This is a genomic window from Pantoea sp. FN0307, from assembly GCF_050113815.1.
GTDB lineage: Bacteria > Pseudomonadota > Gammaproteobacteria > Enterobacterales > Enterobacteriaceae > Mixta > Mixta alhagi.
Genome location: NZ_JBNJSO010000008.1, coordinates 19,182 through 36,518, shown reverse-complemented (window position 1 = coordinate 36,518; position 17,337 = coordinate 19,182). Strand labels below are relative to the sequence as shown.

Sequence of the window (17,337 nt, the reverse complement as noted above, 5' to 3'; positions counted from 1 at the left end):
AATCTCATTTAAAAACCGAAAGCAGGATCACTATTTATCAAGTAATGATTTCAGGCATCTGCACGATAAAGAAACAAGTCATTAAATCATTACTGACGCTTTCTAATAATGGGAATTTGGCAATCCATTTCACTCTTCACTAAACATGAATTTATTCATGAGCTATAAAATATATTCTCACCATTGTCATCCATTTTATTAAAAAGCACTATATCAGATCACTTCTATTTATTATCTTTACCTGCTTGTCAGGCTTATCATGTTCTTTTATTTAAGTCATCGATTGGCCTTCCGGTAGTAACACAGAATATAAACGCTCTGCTTAACTTTACTGCCACTTTTCACTTACTGTTTATAATTCCTATTTTTACCTGTTAAGAAGGAAGAGGCGTCGCTATAATCTATTAAACTTTCTTTAATACGGGTATGCAAAATGATTCGCAGTATGACCGCCTACGCCCGGCGTGAAACCAAAGGCGCATGGGGCAGCGCAGCATGGGAGCTGCGTTCCGTGAACCAGCGCTATCTTGAAACGTATATTCGCCTGCCGGAGCAGTTCCGCAGCCTGGAGCCGGTAATTCGGGAGCGCCTGCGTAATCGTCTGACGCGCGGAAAAATTGAATGCAATCTTCGCTTCGATGCCGATCCAGGCGCGCAAAGCGCATTAATCCTGAATCAGCCGCTGGCAAAGCAGCTACTGGAAGCCGCACAGTGGGTGAAACAGCAAAATGTTGATGGTGAGATTAACCCGGTTGATATATTGCGCTGGCCTGGCGTGATGTCCGCTCAGGAACAGGATTTAGATGCGATTAATGCGGAACTGATAGCCACCCTGGAGCTGGCGATTGATGATTTTATCGCCGCGCGTGAAAGCGAAGGCGCCGCGCTGAAAGGCATGATTGAGCAGCGCCTTGAGGGCGTGAACACTGAAGTGAAGAAAATACGCGCCTGGATGCCGGAGGTGCTGAAATGGCAGCGCGAGCGGCTGGTGACTAAGCTTGAAGAGGCGGAGTTACAGTTGGACAACAATCGCGTTGAACAGGAGCTGTTGATGATGGCTCAGCGCATTGATGTTGCCGAGGAGCTTGACCGCCTCGAAGCGCACGTTAAAGAAACTTTTAACATCCTGAAAAAGAAAGAGGCCGTTGGCCGCCGTCTCGACTTCATGATGCAAGAGTTCAACCGTGAATCGAACACGCTGGCATCAAAATCAATTAACGCTGATATTACTGCTTCAGCAATTGAACTGAAGGTGCTGATTGAGCAGATGCGTGAGCAGATTCAGAATATTGAATAACGCCGCCAATTAGCGAACCTGGTAACAGCTACCTTCATTGCCCGCTTTAATCGCGGGCTTTTTTATTTTCAATGGTTACCGCGTTACTCGCTTCAATCTGCGTTTGCTGACAAATAACCAGCAAACGGGACGTGAATGATTTCTGCACAAGATTTTACGCCTTTGCCTCATTCCCTTACGCTTTACGCAATGCTTAAATCGTTTCAGGCCCAATTTCGGAGGTAACATGCTGCCATCACACACACTAAGTCTGACCATTACACGCCATTGGCTGGATCTCTATGAAACTATCTGGAAACCAGAATATTTCCCAAAATGGGTTTCCCAGTTAGGCGAAGCGCCGTTACAGGCAGAAGGCAGTTACTGGAAAGCCAAAGGCACTGATGGAGCGTTAAAGGTCCGCTTTTCCGAGCACAACACCTATGGGGTAATGGATTACTGGATTGATAATGGTTTTGGTAAGGAGATCTATATGCCGATGCGTATTGTCCCTAATCAGGAAGGTGCGCAGGTGCTGCTGACCCATTTTCGTCAACCTTTAACCTCCGATGAAAAATTCCAACAGGAATTAGCACTACTGGAGCAGAACCTGCAGCGGCTTTATCAAGGCGTAACGGCCAGTTCCTGATATCGAAGCGCCAGAAAGCGTCATCCTGTTGACGCTTTTCCGCGTTATTAAGAAAGCAGCCCTGACGTCGCGTTTTATAAATATAATCAGTCGCGATACCAGATGCTCTTATCCTGCTGATTTTATCCAGGGCTGGGTTGGTAAAGAGTAATGTCATGACTCTGTTATACCGCCCTTATCAGATGGCACAGACGGCATTCAGGCTGCTTTTTAACCACTCTTTTTAGCTACCTCCGGATCTGATAAAAACTTAGCATGGAATAACCGTGCAGAAAAATTACACATTTCCATGTAAAATACAGGGATTTTGTTAACTCAACTTATCTATGAAGAATGCGATAAATCTGAAGTCTCAACTAAAAAAAATCAAATAATCAATAAACTAAACTCAAAACCCATGAATTTCCTCTCAACTCATTAAAGACTACTTAAGCGTTACTATTCCTTTTCTTAGCTATTTTTTTTAATACATTCATTTCTAACATCCATTTACTACTGGATCTTTAGTTTCAGATATTTCTCATGGTGATTCTTAACAGGAAAAAAGTTATAAATCTTCCTGCACACAGCAATTTCTAATAATCAGACATTCCAGGAATTTCCTATGGAACGCATATCGCTGCAAGACTTTACTGAGCAAGAATTTGTTAATATTGCACGTAAAATATTATCAGCTGATTTCGAAACTACCGAAGGACTATTGCAAGCAGTGACGGAATTTGTTCTGTTAGCAGGACATCCAGCTGGTACCGATCTTATTCTTTATCCTCAGGATTTTAATATCAGCACACCACAAAGCATGGTGGATGTGATAAAAAGCTGGCGGACTCAGCATGGACTGCCTGGTTTCAGGGATGATTACCTTGCTATAGCCTTATAATAAAAAGCATTTTCATTTCTATAAAATAAAAAATAATTTTAGGGTGTTACCTTTCCAACACCGCTCTTTTTAGCACCACGGATATACGATGTCTTTGAAACAAAAAGCAATTAATGGCGCAAAATGGTCAGCCATTTCTTCAGTAATGACGATTGGGCTTGGCATTTTGCAGCTAGCTCTGCTTGCCAGAATGATTGATCCGAAACAATTTGGTTTATTAACTATTGCTTTGGTTATTTTGACGCTGGTCGATACGCTTTCCGACTTTGGTTTATCCAACTCAGTTATACAGCGGAAAAGTATGTCTGAAACGGAGCTATCAACTTTATACTGGCTAAATATTTTTATTGGTCTGGCCGTTTTCGCCATTATCTATTTGAGTAGCCATGCTATTAGCGTATTACTTCAGCAACCAGAACTGAATGAGCTTATTGAGACGCTATCTGTTGCCTTTCTTATCATTCCGCAGGGACAGCAGTTTCGGGCTTTATTGCAAAAAGAGCTGGCCTTTACACTTATAGGGCGTACCGAGGTTATAGCAGCAATATCAGGTTTTGCTGTGACGTTACTTTCTGCTGTATGGTCACCCTCGGCACTTTGCGCTATCTGGGGATACCTGACAATGGTTTCCATACGCATGCTGCTGTTTTGTTACTACGGTGGAAAAATATACCGCCCTCAATTTGTTTTTGAGTTGAAGAGCGTACGCAGTAATTTACGTTACGGCGGCTATCTGACGGCAGATAGTTTGATTAACCAGCTTGGTATGAATATGCCTACTATACTGCTGTCACGCCTGCTGGGTGCGGTTGCAACCGGAGGATATAACCTGGCTTATAACCTTGCCGTTATGCCGCCTGCAAAGATCAACCCTATTCTGTCACGCGTGTTATTTCCCGCCTTTGCGCAGATGCAGGATGACCAGCCACGTTTACGACATAACTTCTATAAGATGTTATCAATCATGAGCCTGCTGAATTTCGTTGCGCTGTTGGGTATGGCTGGCATCGCTCATAATTTAGTGCTGAGCTTGTTTGGCGAGCGCTGGTTGTTTATTACTCCGGTCCTGCAGATATTGTGTATCGCAGGCATTATGCGAGCCATTAACAACCCTGTAGGCGCCCTGGTAATGGCAAAAGGTGCGGTTGATATCAGTTCAAAGCTTAATGCGCTTCGGTTGGCGCTTTCTGTACCGGTTATCTGGGTAGGCGCGCAGTGGGGCGGGCTGACAGGTGCCACTATCGGTTTTACTGCGTTACAAATTTTCACCGCGCTAACAAACTATTTTGTATTAATACGCCCAATTCTGGGTGCCAGCGCTAAAGCTTATTTAACCAGCCAGTGGCTGCCGCTGCGTATGGCGCTGCCAACGCTTTGCATCAGCTACGCGCTTGGCTACGGATTAGAAGAGCTGCTGCCGGTTGCGCTTACGCTTACCATTCAAATTGCCGCTGGCGGACTGGTTTGGGTTTTAATGCTCTTAAGGAGTCAGGATCCGCTGATACTTGAACTCAAACAGATTGTGTTGCGTAAAACGAGCACAGCCAGGACGTTAAAAAACAATGAAAAATTAATATAATAATAAAAGCTGTTAATGGGTGGATAAATGCCTGTAAACAGGTATTTTTATTAAGCGCGCTACTACAGCGCGCTTTTTTTATTTTTTGGCGTTCTTTCTCCCCGCTTCGCATAAACAAAGATAATCCGAAAGCGAATGCCTTAGAAATTTTCACTCGTCTACACTCAGAGAAGCGCTGTAGGCTTGCCACCGTTTCCCTGGAGCTGGCTATGTTACTGACCGTACTCTATATCATTGGCATTACTGCCGAAGCGATGACCGGCGCGCTTGCTGCCGGACGACGAAAAATGGATCTCTTCGGCGTTATTATTATTGCGTCGGTAACCGCCATTGGCGGTGGTTCAGTGCGTGACATGCTGTTAGGTCATTACCCGCTCGGTTGGGTAAAGCATCCTGAATACATCATGATTGTTGCTGCCGCAGCCGTAGTTACCACGGTTGTTGCTCCTCTGATGACCCATCTTCGCAAGGTATTTCTGGTGCTGGACGCATTAGGGTTAGTGGTTTTTTCCATTATCGGCGCTCAGGTTGCGCTTGATATGGGACACGCTTCCATTATTGCTGCTATTAGCGCGGTCATTACCGGTGTGTTCGGCGGCGTGCTGCGTGATATGTTTTGCAACCGGATTCCGCTGGTGTTTCAGAAAGAACTGTATGCCGGGATCGCTTTTGCCGCAGGCTGGCTCTATATCTTGCTGCTAAAAACGCCGCTATCTCATGAAACGGTCATCCTTATTACCTTGCTGTTCGGCTTTCTTTCCCGTCTATTGGCGCTGCGCTTTCGTCTGGGGCTGCCCATTTTCAATTATCCACATCCGGAACATTAGCAGGCTGACTTACCGGCAACGCCAGCGGTTCGGAATCAGGTAACGACGCCTCTCCCTTACCTTTTCGTGCCGCTTGCCACTGCTGAATAATATCGATCATTTCTTTTACCTGCTTATCCTTTAGCCAGAGATCAATGCGCTGTGCCAGCGTTTTGCCGACGCCAGGCAACTGTTGCCAGCTTTGCAGGCTGCGCGACAGCAGCTGAGGCCAGTTATTATCCGGTAACACGTTGAGCGCGGCAGTGGGTAAAGGAACACCAAGCGCCTTTACCCAACGGCGAAAAGGCTGATGCTGCACCTGGTTAAAGTAATGTACGATTTGCCTGGCTCGTTGCGGCGTTATACCCGGCACGGCTGAAAGCTGCTCACTACTCATATTGAGCCAGGAAAAAAGATGTACGAAATCCGGATGCAGCAGCAGGCGCTGCCAGGTGCTGCGCTGAATTCCCGGTAAATCGAGCCCTTCTCGCTGGCTTAACCAGCTCAGACGGGAAAGCAGCTGTTTCCGACACTCCGCACTGTTATAAAAGCAGCTCAGGCTGTGATAATTCTGCGAATCGGGTGGTTCCGGCCGATGGCGATGCATAACTCGCCAGATCACTTTTTCAAGATGCGGGATGCCCTGTCCTGCCAGACTGATTGCTACCTGATCGCCGGGAACAATATCTAATGCCTGCCATCGCGCCAAAGAACCCAGGCTCACTCGACGCACGGTTTTATCATCCAACTGCACGGGCACAACGTTTAACACTACCGAGATTTTCCCGGTGCGTCCTATCGGAAAATCAATGGACTGCACTTCGCTGCTGATAATCGGCGGGTTATATTTCCAGGCAGCCACTTCTTCACTGTTTCCGGGCAACCATTGCTTACCGGCTGAACGGCGATCCTGATGAATCACCACGCCATCAGTGACAAAGGGCAGCGGCGCGCGAAACCAACGCGCACGCCACAGGGCCACCTCTTCTTCACTGTTTACCGGCTGCGTCCAGGCGCTGGCTAAGCCAAAGCCTAACTGCTTAAGTGCCGTTTGCCGCTGCGCCATGGTTTGTGGCCCATCTGGCCACGCCCAAATAAAGATACCCAGCCGTGAAAGCAAGGGCGAAGGCTGCTGGCGCATTAGCGCGCCCGCGACCTGAGCACGCGCATTTTTCCCGCCATCTGTGGCCTGTTGATGATCGGTCACGGTTAAGAAGAGTTCACCCTGCAGTACCAGCACGGGCCTTTTATCGGGAATGACCTGCGGAAGCGTGGGAATATAAGCGGCTTTATTCAGCCAGTTCTGCCCTTTTACTCCATCGCCACGGCTAATCAACGAGGCCAGTTTTCCCTGACGATAAACTAACGTTACGGCGACGCCATCAACTTTCGGCTGTATCCATAACGGTCCTTTGCCCTGCATCCAGTAGGCTACCGCCAGCTTATCCGGTAGTTTTTTTACTCCTGTATGAGCAACAGGATGATCGACCGTACCGTTATCTGCCCAGACCGAACGATCTGGCGCTGTTGCGGGTTGAAAACAGCGCTGCCATTGCCGTAACCGCTGTTGCAGGCTGTCATAAAGCGCATCATCAATCAGCGTCTGGCCGTCACGATAGTAAGCATTGTCCCAGTTGCGTAGCTGCTGCTGAAGATGAGCGATCTCTTCCGATGCCCTTGCCGGCGTCCAGCGAGGGCACAGCGCCTGCGCTGTGCCGGCAAACAGACACAGCAGCCATAAGGCCGTCTTTCCTGACATAGTTCCTCCTTGCTTTCAACGGCCTCAGTAAAACGGATTAAAGGCAACGCAGCGAGAAGCAAAGAATGAAACTGGAAAACCATGCAGGGATTTTTACTGCAAAGCGTGCAAACCGCTCCGCCTTACGCGGCATACTTTCCATAAAACAAGAAAAACCACAGCGGAACGGCGCAAACGCTGCATGGCGGCGGCAAGCCGTGTATACTGTGCAGGAAACAGACTCCGCTCTTTCACACACTTCAAGAACTATCATGGCTCAAGGCACGCTTTATATAATTTCCGCCCCCAGCGGCGCAGGCAAATCCAGTCTGATTCAGGCTATGCTGAAAACGCAGCCGCTCTACGATACCCAGGTATCCATTTCGCATACCACGCGCGGAATGCGTCCCGGCGAGCAGCACGGCGAGCACTATTATTTCGTTTCTAAACAAGAGTTTGAAACGATGATTGCGCAGGATGCTTTTCTTGAGCATGCTGAAGTGTTTGGCAATTATTACGGCACTTCGCGTGTGGCCATTGATCAAGTGCTGGCAACCGGCGTTGATGTCTTCCTGGATATTGACTGGCAGGGCGCGCAGCAGATTCGGCAAAAAATGCCTTCGGCACGCAGTATTTTTGTTTTGCCGCCTTCAAAAGAGGAGCTGGATCGCCGCTTACGCGGTCGCGGTCAGGATAGCGAAGAGGTTATTGCCCGCCGCATGGCCCAGGCCGTAGCCGAAATGAGCCACTATGCCGAGTACGACTATTTAATTGTTAATGATGATTTTGATCTGGCGCTATCGGATCTCAAAACCATTATTCGCGCTGAGCGTCTGCGTATGGGCCGTCAAAAAGCCCGGCATGATGCATTAATCAGCAAACTATTGGCAGACTGAAGTCACTTTCAGTATTATGCCCAGTCATTTCTTCACCTGTGGAGTAGCACACTTATGGCACGCGTAACCGTTCAGGACGCAGTAGAGAAAATTGGTAACCGTTTTGACCTGGTTCTGGTCGCCGCACGTCGCGCACGTCAGATGCAGGTGAGCGGTAAAGATCCGCTGGTACCGGAAGAGAACGATAAACCGACCGTTATCGCTCTGCGTGAAATCGAAGAAGGCCTCATCACCAATCAGATCCTTGATGTTCGTGAGCGCCAGGAACAGCATGAGCAAGAAGCCGCCGAGTTGCAGGCTGTTACCGCTATCGCTGAAGGTCGTCGTTAATTAGCCGGAAGGCTCGCCCTTGTATCTTTTTGAAAGCCTCAATCAGCTGATTGAACAATACTTGCCTGAGGAGCAGATCAAGCGCCTCAAGCAAGCTTACCTTGTCGCACGTGATGCTCACGAGGGGCAGACTCGCTCCAGCGGTGAGCCTTATATCACCCATCCCGTCGCCGTCGCCTGTATCCTGGCGGAAATGAAGCTCGACTATGAAACGCTCATGGCCGCGCTACTGCATGACGTGATTGAAGACACTCCCGCCACCTATCAGGACATGGAACAGCTGTTCGGCAAAAGCGTCGCCGAACTGGTTGAAGGCGTATCCAAGCTGGATAAGCTGAAGTTCCGTGATAAAAAAGAGGCGCAGGCGGAGAACTTCCGCAAAATGATCATGGCGATGGTGCAGGACATTCGCGTCATCCTGATCAAGCTGGCCGACCGTACGCATAATATGCGCACGCTGGGCTCGCTGCGGCCCGATAAACGGCGACGCATCGCACGTGAAACGCTGGAAATTTACAGTCCGCTGGCGCACCGCCTGGGTATTCACCATCTGAAAACCGAGCTGGAAGAGCTGGGTTTTGAAGCGCTCTATCCCAACCGTTATCGCGTGATAAAAGAAGTGGTGAAAGCCGCGCGCGGTAACCGTAAGGAGATGATCCAGAAAATCCTGGCGGAGATTGAAGGGCGTTTGCAGGAAGCCGGTGTTCCCTGTCGCGTTTTTGGCCGTGAAAAGCATCTCTATTCCATATACTGCAAAATGCACCTGAAAGAGCAGCGCTTCCACTCCATTATGGATATTTACGCGTTTCGCGTGATCGTCTGCGATGTGGATACCTGTTATCGCGTGCTGGGTCAGATGCACAGCCTGTATAAGCCGCGTCCGGGGCGGGTGAAAGATTATATCGCCATCCCGAAGGCAAACGGCTATCAGTCGCTGCATACCTCGATGATTGGTCCGCACGGCGTGCCGGTTGAGGTGCAAATCCGTACGGAAGATATGGATCAGATGGCAGAAATGGGGGTGGCGGCGCACTGGGCTTACAAAGAGCAAGGCGAGAGCGGCACCACAGCCCAGATTCGCGCGCAGCGCTGGTTACAAAGCCTGCTGGAATTGCAGCAAAGCGCCGGCAGCTCCTTTGAATTTATCGAAAGCGTTAAATCCGATCTTTTCCCGGATGAGATTTACGTTTTCACCCCGGAAGGGCGCATTGTCGAACTGCCTGCTGGCGCCACGCCGGTGGACTTTGCCTATGCGGTGCATACCGATATTGGTCATGCCTGCGTGGGCGCCCGCGTCGATCGTCAGCCCTATCCCCTTTCGCAGCCGCTGGCCAGCGGCCAGACGGTGGAAATCATTACTGCGCCCGGCGCGCGTCCCAATGCCGCCTGGCTTAACTTTGTTGTCAGTTCGAAAGCGCGCGCCAAAATCCGTCAACTGCTGAAAAACCTCAAGCGCGAAGACTCAGTGAGTCTGGGACGACGCCTGCTTAACCATGCGCTGGGCGGTAGCCGTAAACTGGCTGAGATTGCGCCGGAAAGCATTGAGCAAGAGCTGGAGCGGATGAAGCTGGCGTCGCTGGACGACCTGCTGGCGGAAATCGGCCTGGGCAACGCGATGAGCGTTGTGGTGGCGAAAAATCTGCTGGATACGGCAGGCGGCGCTTCCACCAACTCCACATCGCGCAGCAAGCTGCCTATTAAAGGCGCTGATGGCGTGCTGATTACCTTTGCCAAGTGCTGCCGTCCTATTCCTGGCGACCCGATTGTGGCGCATGTCAGTCCCGGTAAGGGATTGGTGGTTCATCATGAATCGTGCCGTAACATTCGTGGCTATCAAAAAGAGCCCGAGAAGTTTATGGCGGTGGAATGGGATAAGGTGACCGAGCAAGAGTTCGTCGCTGAGATCAAAGTTGATATGTTTAACCATCAGGGCGCGCTGGCGAACCTGACGGCGGCAATTAACACAGCCAAATCGAATATTCAAAGCCTGAACACAGAAGAGCGTGACGGCCGCGTTTACAGCGCCTTTATTCGTTTGACGGCACGCGATCGCGTTCATTTGGCAAATATTATGCGCAAAATTCGCGTAATGCCGGACGTGATCAAAGTTCACCGTAACCGAAACTAACGCATGAATGCTCAACGTTTTGCTCGTATACGCGAGATGCTGGCCGCGCGCCAGCATGATCTTACCGTATGCATGGAGCAGGTACATAAACCCCATAACGTGTCCGCCATCATTCGTACGGCGGACGCGGTGGGCGTGCATGAAGTTCACGCCATCTGGCCTGCTAACCGGATGCGCACCGTGGTTTCCTCTGCTGCCGGCAGCAACAGCTGGGTACAGGTGAAAACCCACCGTACGATTGCTGATGCGATAACCCATCTGAAGCAGCAGGATATGCAGATTCTGGCGACCAACCTTTCCGCTAAAGCGGTCGATTTTCGTGAAATCGACTATACGCGGCCAACCTGTATTTTAATGGGTCAGGAAAAAACTGGCATCACGCAGGAAGCGCTGGCACTGGCCGATCGGGATATCATTATTCCTATGGTGGGCATGGTGCAGTCGCTGAACGTTTCAGTCGCCTCCGCGCTGATTCTGTATGAGGCACAGCGCCAGCGGCAAAACGCTGGCATGTACCAGCGCGATATCAGTACGCTGCCGCATTCAGAACAGCAGCGCCTGTTGTTTGAAGGCGGTTATCCGGTACTGGCGCGCGTGGCGAAACAAAAAGGGCTGCCCCGCCCCGAGATCGACGACAACGGCGAGGTGGTTGCCGATGCCGGGTGGTGGGCCGCCATGCAGTCAACGGCGAAACGATGAAAGGCCGCCTGCTGGATGCCGTTCCGCTCAGCACGCTTTCCGGCGTAGGCGCCAGCCAGGCCGGAAAGCTGGCGAAAATCGGGCTGCATACCGTGCAGGATTTGCTGCTGCATCTGCCGCTGCGCTATGAAGATCGCACACAACTCTATCGCATTAATGACCTGCTGCCGGGGATCTGGGCGACGGTTGAAGGCGAAGTGTTGCATACCGACGTAACCTTTGGTCGTCGCCGGATGCTGGTCAGCCAGATTAGCGATGGTTCTGGCGTAGTGACATTGCGCTTTTTCAATTTCAACGCAGGTATGAAAAATGGACTTTCACCCGGCGCGCGCGTGACGGCTTATGGCGAGATCAAACGCGGCCAGCGCGGTGCCGAGATGATCCATCCGGAGTATCGTATTCAGGGCGAGCACAGCATCACTGAGCTACAGGAAACGCTGACGCCGGTTTATCCCACTACAGAAGGAATTCGCCAGGCCACGCTGCGTAGCCTGACCGATCAGGCGCTTCAGTTACTGGATACCTGCCCGATTGCTGAGCTGCTGCCTGCCGAATTAAGCGGCGGTCTGCTTAGCCTGCCTGATGCGTTACGCACGCTGCATCGACCACCGCCAGATATCCAGTTGGTTGATCTGGAAAGCGGTCGCCATCCCGCTCAACGTCGTTTAATCCTTGAAGAACTGCTGGCGCACAATCTGAGTATGCTGGCGGTGCGTGCTGGCGCTCAACGCTATCATGCACTGGCAATGCCGCCGCGCCACGCATTGCGCGATCGTCTGCTGGCGGCGCTGCCTTTTAAACCGACCGCTGCCCAGCAACGGGTGGTTAAAGAGATTGAGCAAGATCTTACCCACGATTATCCCATGATGCGGCTGGTTCAGGGCGATGTTGGCTCTGGCAAAACGCTGGTTGCGGCTCTGGCTGCGCTGGATGTGATTGCGCATGGTAAGCAAGTTGCGCTGATGGCACCGACCGAGCTACTGGCTGAACAGCATGCTAACAATTTCCGGCAGTGGTTTGCCCCGCTGGGCATCGAGGTAGGCTGGCTGGCGGGCAAACAAAAAGGCAAAGCGCGGCTGGCGCAGCAGGAAGCGATTGCCAGCGGCCAGGTTTCTATGGTGGTGGGCACGCACGCTATTTTTCAGGAGCAGGTGCAGTTTAACGGTCTGGCGCTGGTGATTATCGATGAGCAGCATCGCTTCGGCGTCCACCAGCGGCTCGCGCTGTGGGAAAAAGGCGAGGAGCAAGGGTTCCATCCTCATCAGTTAATTATGACCGCAACACCGATCCCGCGTACGCTGGCAATGACCGCCTATGCCGATCTGGATACCTCGGTTATTGATGAACTTCCTCCGGGACGCACGCCGGTCACCACGGTGGCCATCCCTGATTCGCGACGCGCTGAGATTATTGAACGGGTAAAAAGCGCCTGTCACACAGAGGGCCGCCAGGCTTACTGGGTATGCACCCTGATTGAAGAGTCTGACCTGCTGGAAGCGCAGGCAGCGGAAGCCACCTGGGAAGAGTTAAAGCTGGCGCTGCCTGATTTACAGGTAGGCCTGGTTCATGGCCGCATGAAGCCGCAGGAAAAGCAGGATGTGATGCAGGCTTTCAAACAGGGCAAGATGCAACTGCTGGTCGCGACCACGGTCATTGAAGTCGGCGTGGATGTCCCCAACGCCAGCCTGATGATTATTGAAAACCCGGAGCGTCTGGGCCTTGCTCAGTTGCATCAGCTTCGAGGTCGCGTTGGCCGTGGTGCGGTTGCCTCTCATTGTGTACTGCTCTATAAATCCCCACTGAGCAAAACGGCGCAAAAGCGCCTGCAGGTACTGCGCGACAGCAATGACGGCTTCGTTATCGCCCAGTGCGATCTGGAAATTCGTGGGCCTGGAGAGCTGTTGGGCACACGGCAAACCGGCAATGCGGCGTTTAAAGTGGCCGATCTGCTGCGCGACCAGGCCCTGATCCCTGACGTACAGCGTATTGCACGCCATATCCACCAGCATTATCCGCAACAGGCGCAGGCGTTAATTGAACGCTGGCTGCCGGAAACCGATCGCTACACTAACGCCTGACCTCTCTTTTCTGATCCCGGACAACTCCTGTTTAAATAACCGGTGTGCCATAGATGCGGTTGCTGAGCAAACGATTGCTTTTAACATGCAGTGAATTACAATCGCCACTTTGTTTCTCAGGGAACCCTAATCATGTCCGCCAATCCTCATGAAATCGCCCCGTCCGCCGCCGGCGTGACGCCGAAGAGCGAACTCATTTATCGTCTGGAAGATCGCCCACCGCTGGCGCAAACCCTCTTTGCCGCCTGCCAGCATCTGTTGGCAATGTTCGTGGCGGTGATTACTCCTGCGCTGCTGATTTGTCAGGCCCTTGGGCTGCCTGCTCAGGATACGCAGCACATTATCAGCATGTCGCTGTTTGCCTCTGGCGTGGCGTCGATTTTGCAGATTAAAACCTGGGGGCCGGTAGGATCAGGGCTCCTCTCTATTCAGGGCACCAGCTTTAATTTTGTAAGCCCACTGATTATGGGCGGTCTGGCATTAAAAAATGGCGGTGCCGATGTCCCCACGATGATGGCCGCGTTATTCGGCACGCTTATGGTCGCCTCCTGCACTGAAATGATTATTTCCCGTGTACTGCATCTGGCGCGCCGGATTATTACGCCGCTGGTTTCCGGTATTGTGGTAATGATTATCGGTCTGTCGCTGATTCAGGTGGGCTTAACTTCTATTGGCGGCGGCTTTGCCGCGATGAACGATCACACCTTTGGCGCGCCGAAAAACCTGCTGTTGGCAGGCGCGGTTCTGGCGGTGATCATTATCCTCAATCGTCAGCGGAACCCTTACCTGCGCGTTGCCTCACTGGTGATTGCAATGGCGGTGGGCTATTTGCTGGCATGGGCGCTGGACATGCTGCCGGAAAACACCGCACCAGCCAACAGTGCGCTGGTGGCTGTGCCGATGCCGCTCTATTATGGCCTGGGCTTTGACTGGAACCTGCTGATTCCGCTGATGCTGGTATTTATGGTGACCTCGCTGGAAACCATCGGCGATATTACCGCCACCTCTGATGTCTCAGAGCAGCCGGTTAGCGGACCGCTTTATATGAAACGTCTGAAAGGCGGCGTGCTGGCGAATGGTTTTAACTCTTTTGTCTCTGCGCTGTTTAACACTTTTCCTAACTCCTGCTTCGGGCAGAACAACGGCGTTATCCAGCTGACCGGCGTTGCCAGCCGTTACGTCGGCTTTGTGGTGGCGTTAATGCTGATCGTGCTGGGTCTGTTTCCTGCGGTAAGCGGCTTTGTACAACATATTCCGGAGCCGGTACTGGGCGGCGCGACGATTGTGATGTTCGGCACCATTGCCGCATCCGGCGTGCGTATTGTCTCGCGCGAGCCGCTAAATCGTCGGGCAATTATGATTATGGCGCTCTCGCTGGCAGTAGGGCTTGGCGTGTCGCAGCAGCCGCTGATCCTGCAGTTTGCGCCAGAGTGGTTAAAAACCCTGCTCTCCTCCGGTATCGCCGCCGGCGGTATTACCGCAATCTTGCTGAACCTGTTTTTCCCTCACGAGAAGTAACCCTGGCGGGGCGGGCTTTGGCTCGCCCTCCGCCACGTATTTATTCCGGCTTTACAACCAGGCGGTTGAGCTATGCCAGTAATTAAGGCATAACAGGCGATACCGGAAATTCATACGGAAGGATGCAAATGAAATTTATCGGAAAGTTAACGCTTTCGCTGCTGTTGCTACTGCTGCTGACGCTGGTAACAATCTATCTTTTGCTGCAAACCCGTTGGGGTGCGGAGTGGGTCAGCAGACGCATAAGCGACGATACCGCCTGGCATCTCTCCGTCAGTAAAATAGAGCATAACTTTTCCGCGCCTGGTCTGCTGACCTTACGTAATGTGAGTTTTGGTCACGATGGCCAGCCCGCCGTGATGGTGGCAAAAACTGTTAATCTTGGTTTGACCTTCTCTCTGTTTAGCGAAGCGCCACGCTTTACGCGCATTGAGTTGCAGGATGGCGCGCTGAACGCCGCCAATATGTCAGCAAATATGACCTTGCCGTTACAGGCCGATCGCCTTCAACTACGCAATATGCAACTCCATAGCCCCCGGCAGGCGTTCAACGCGATAGCGTTAAACGGCGGCGTGATCCCCTGGCAGCCGCGCGCGGGTAATATTTTGGGTGATAAGGCCAGCTTTCAGGCCAGTGCAGAACGCGTAACGTTACAGGGAGTGAAGGTGACCAATGCACTGGTACAGGGAAAAATAAACGACAACGTGCTGGTGATTAATAATTTCGGCGGCGACCTGGCACGTGGCTCGGTAACCGGCAGCGCCCAACGTGATGCACAAGGTAAATGGGATGTATCTGCGCTGCGCCTGAATGATATTCGCCTGCAAACAGACAAATCACTTAGCGCATTCTTACAGCCGCTACGTAGCTTGCCTGCGGTATACTTTTCTCGCGTGGATGTGACGAATACCCATCTGCAGGGGCCGGACTGGGCAGTAGCCGATCTCGATTTGCTGTTGAAAAGCGTCACGTTAAGCAATGGCGACTGGCAAAGCGATGACGGCTCGCTGGCGCTGAATGCCGACAACTTTATCAACGGTCAGCTGACGTTAAACGATCCGATTCTGAATCTCGACTTTTCTCCACAAGGCATTACGGACGCACGGTTTAGTTCACGCTGGGTTAACGGCTTAATCCGTGCACAAGGCAGTTGGCAACGTCAGACCAAGCGGCTTACGCTGGATGAGGTGGTGCTGGCCGGGCTGGAATACACGCTGCCGGAAAACTGGCGCGAGCGCTGGATGGCATCTCTGCCAGCCTGGCTTGATAGCGTGTTGGTGAAAAAGCTAAGCGGTAACCGTAATCTGATTATCGATGTAAACCCTCAGTATCCCTTTCAGATAACCGCACTGGATACCAACGGTTCCGATCTGTTACTGGCGCAGCATCGTCAGTGGGGTATCTGGCAAGGCTCTCTTAATCTGAATGCGGCGGAAGCCACATTCAACCGAACCGACGTTCGACATCCTTCGCTGGCGTTAAATGCCGATGCTGAACAGATCGCGGTAACGGAGATGAGCGCGTTTGTGGATAAAGGCATGCTGGAAGGTGTGGCAACGCTGGATCAAACGCCGGCGCGCCATCTTTCGTTAACGCTGAATGGCCGGGCTGTACCGGCGGATGTGTTACAAAACTGGGGTTGGCCAGCGCCGCCGCTCACCGGTCAGGCCACACTACAGTTGCAGCTGAATGCGCGCCTGGCGGCAAAGACGCCGTTAAAAAGCAGCGCTAACGGCACATTAACGCTTTCCACAGACGGCAAAACCTTGCAACAGTCAATGACTCAGGGCGAAGTCAGCACTCATCCGTGAGGCTCCAGCGGCCCGTCGGGATCGGCGGGCAGCACAATATAGACACCGCTAAAGACCGCCCCGCACTCCTCGTTACCAAACAGCTCCACTTCCAACTGCACGCGCGCTTTACGTCCGCGCGCCAGACGGTCAAGGTCGCCGCTGAGTGAGCCCAGATCGGCAGAAGCACTGGGCTTGCCGCTGACAGGCTTGCTGTAACGGATATGGGCATCGGCCAGGATAATCGTGCCGCCTAAATGACGCTCACGCAGCAGCAGCCAGATCAATCCCCAGCCGGTGAGCGTGGCCAGGGAAAAAAGACTGCCTGCAAAAAGCGTATGGTGTGGGTTTTGATTGCCGGTTTCCGGCATGGTGGTCATAAATTTTTGACCGGTATATTGCGTAATGCGCACGCCCATTTTTTCACTGAGCGGAATGTGCTCATACCAGGCCTGTTGCAGTTGCCCGCACCAGTCAGCGCGATGCAGGATATCATCCAGCGTGATCACGGGTTTAATCATTAAAAAGTGGCGTACCGGCGTGCTGAGCGGTGCGGTAATCTCGCCCTGATTAACGTAGCCCAGCTTGGCAAAGAATTCGACCGCATCCTCACGCGCGCTACACACCACTCGCTTAACGCCTTCCTGACGGGCGACCGATTCCAGCGTCATCGCCACCAGCGTACCCAAACCCTTGCCCTGTACGGTAGGATGTACAGCCAGAAAGCGAATAGAGGCTTCATTGTCCGCATTGATATAAAGACGCCCCGCAGCGACAGGTTTTCCCTGTTCATCCACCACCATTTGATGATGCGCCATCGCATCCCAGGCGTCCCGCTCGGAACCCTGCGGCTGACGCAGCGGCTTACGTAACATTTCCCAGCGGAACTGGTAATACATTTCCAGCTCTTCGGCAGTTTCCGGCACTCGTAGATGATACATAAAAGGATTCTCTCATTCGGCGTAGGCGT

At 52.0% G+C, this 17,337-nt stretch carries 14 protein-coding genes; 12 read left to right on the top strand and 2 right to left on the bottom strand.

The genetic code is table 11. The features are described 5' to 3' along the window. Window positions 1-433 precede the first annotated feature (433 nt). From ACQE3Z_RS18560 to ACQE3Z_RS18540, 5 genes are all read left to right on the top strand, one after another. On the top strand, window positions 434-1,297 hold the full coding sequence (locus ACQE3Z_RS18560) for a YicC/YloC family endoribonuclease (RefSeq protein ID WP_426974908.1): 864 nt from the start codon (window positions 434-436) through the stop codon (window positions 1,295-1,297). Window positions 1,298-1,523: 226 nt separating this feature from the next. After that, a complete protein-coding gene (locus tag ACQE3Z_RS18555; protein ID WP_426974907.1) occupies window positions 1,524-1,925 on the top strand; it encodes a polyketide cyclase in 402 nt (133 codons plus the stop codon). A 604-nt stretch (window positions 1,926-2,529) separates the two neighbouring features. After that, window positions 2,530-2,805: a bacteriocin immunity protein gene (locus ACQE3Z_RS18550; RefSeq protein WP_426974906.1), complete on the top strand. Its 276-nt coding sequence runs from the start codon at window positions 2,530-2,532 to the stop codon at window positions 2,803-2,805. Between the two features lie 88 nt (window positions 2,806-2,893). Further along, complete coding sequence (locus ACQE3Z_RS18545) at window positions 2,894-4,384, top strand: MOP flippase family protein (protein ID WP_426974905.1); 1,491 nt, start codon at window positions 2,894-2,896, stop codon at window positions 4,382-4,384. 209 nt (window positions 4,385-4,593) lie between these two features. Continuing rightward, window positions 4,594-5,211: a trimeric intracellular cation channel family protein gene (locus tag ACQE3Z_RS18540; RefSeq protein WP_085069264.1), complete on the top strand. Its 618-nt coding sequence runs from the start codon at window positions 4,594-4,596 to the stop codon at window positions 5,209-5,211. Here the strand turns inward: ACQE3Z_RS18540 and ligB are convergent. Next, window positions 5,186-6,949, bottom strand: coding sequence for an NAD-dependent DNA ligase LigB (ligB, locus tag ACQE3Z_RS18535; protein ID WP_426974904.1), 1,764 nt, complete (start codon window positions 6,947-6,949; stop codon window positions 5,186-5,188). The two genes, ACQE3Z_RS18540 and ligB, sit on opposite strands and share 26 nt — an antisense overlap. 251 nt (window positions 6,950-7,200) lie before the next feature. Between ligB and gmk the strand changes: the two genes are divergently transcribed. From gmk to ACQE3Z_RS18500, 7 genes are all read left to right on the top strand, one after another. After that, window positions 7,201-7,824, top strand: a complete 624-nt coding sequence (gene gmk / locus ACQE3Z_RS18530) for a guanylate kinase (protein WP_250651225.1) — start codon at window positions 7,201-7,203, stop codon at window positions 7,822-7,824. Between the two features lie 54 nt (window positions 7,825-7,878). Continuing rightward, a complete protein-coding gene (gene rpoZ / locus ACQE3Z_RS18525; RefSeq protein ID WP_085069262.1) occupies window positions 7,879-8,154 on the top strand; it encodes a DNA-directed RNA polymerase subunit omega in 276 nt (91 codons plus the stop codon). A gap of 19 nt (window positions 8,155-8,173) precedes the next feature. Beyond that, window positions 8,174-10,282, top strand: a complete 2,109-nt coding sequence (spoT, locus tag ACQE3Z_RS18520; protein WP_250651226.1) for a bifunctional GTP diphosphokinase/guanosine-3',5'-bis pyrophosphate 3'-pyrophosphohydrolase — start codon at window positions 8,174-8,176, stop codon at window positions 10,280-10,282. A gap of 3 nt (window positions 10,283-10,285) precedes the next feature. Then, window positions 10,286-10,981 (top strand): tRNA (guanosine(18)-2'-O)-methyltransferase TrmH, encoded by a 696-nt coding sequence (gene trmH / locus ACQE3Z_RS18515; protein WP_426974903.1) that lies wholly within the window; start codon window positions 10,286-10,288, stop codon window positions 10,979-10,981. Then, the gene (gene recG, locus ACQE3Z_RS18510; protein ID WP_426974902.1) at window positions 10,978-13,059 is read left to right on the top strand and encodes an ATP-dependent DNA helicase RecG; all 2,082 of its coding nucleotides are present in this window, start codon (window positions 10,978-10,980) and stop codon (window positions 13,057-13,059) included. Before trmH ends, recG begins: the two co-directional genes overlap by 4 nt. 132 nt (window positions 13,060-13,191) lie before the next feature. Beyond that, complete coding sequence (locus ACQE3Z_RS18505; RefSeq protein WP_426974901.1) at window positions 13,192-14,577, top strand: nucleobase:cation symporter-2 family protein; 1,386 nt, start codon at window positions 13,192-13,194, stop codon at window positions 14,575-14,577. 128 nt (window positions 14,578-14,705) lie between these two features. After that, entirely contained in the window at window positions 14,706-16,388 is a 1,683-nt protein-coding gene (locus ACQE3Z_RS18500) for an AsmA family protein (RefSeq protein ID WP_426974900.1), read from the top strand. On the opposite strand, the gene fabY is transcribed toward ACQE3Z_RS18500, so the two are convergent. Beyond that, complete coding sequence (gene fabY, locus ACQE3Z_RS18495) at window positions 16,379-17,308, bottom strand: fatty acid biosynthesis protein FabY (RefSeq protein ID WP_085069251.1); 930 nt, start codon at window positions 17,306-17,308, stop codon at window positions 16,379-16,381. The two genes, ACQE3Z_RS18500 and fabY, sit on opposite strands and share 10 nt — an antisense overlap. Window positions 17,309-17,337 lie beyond the last annotated feature (29 nt).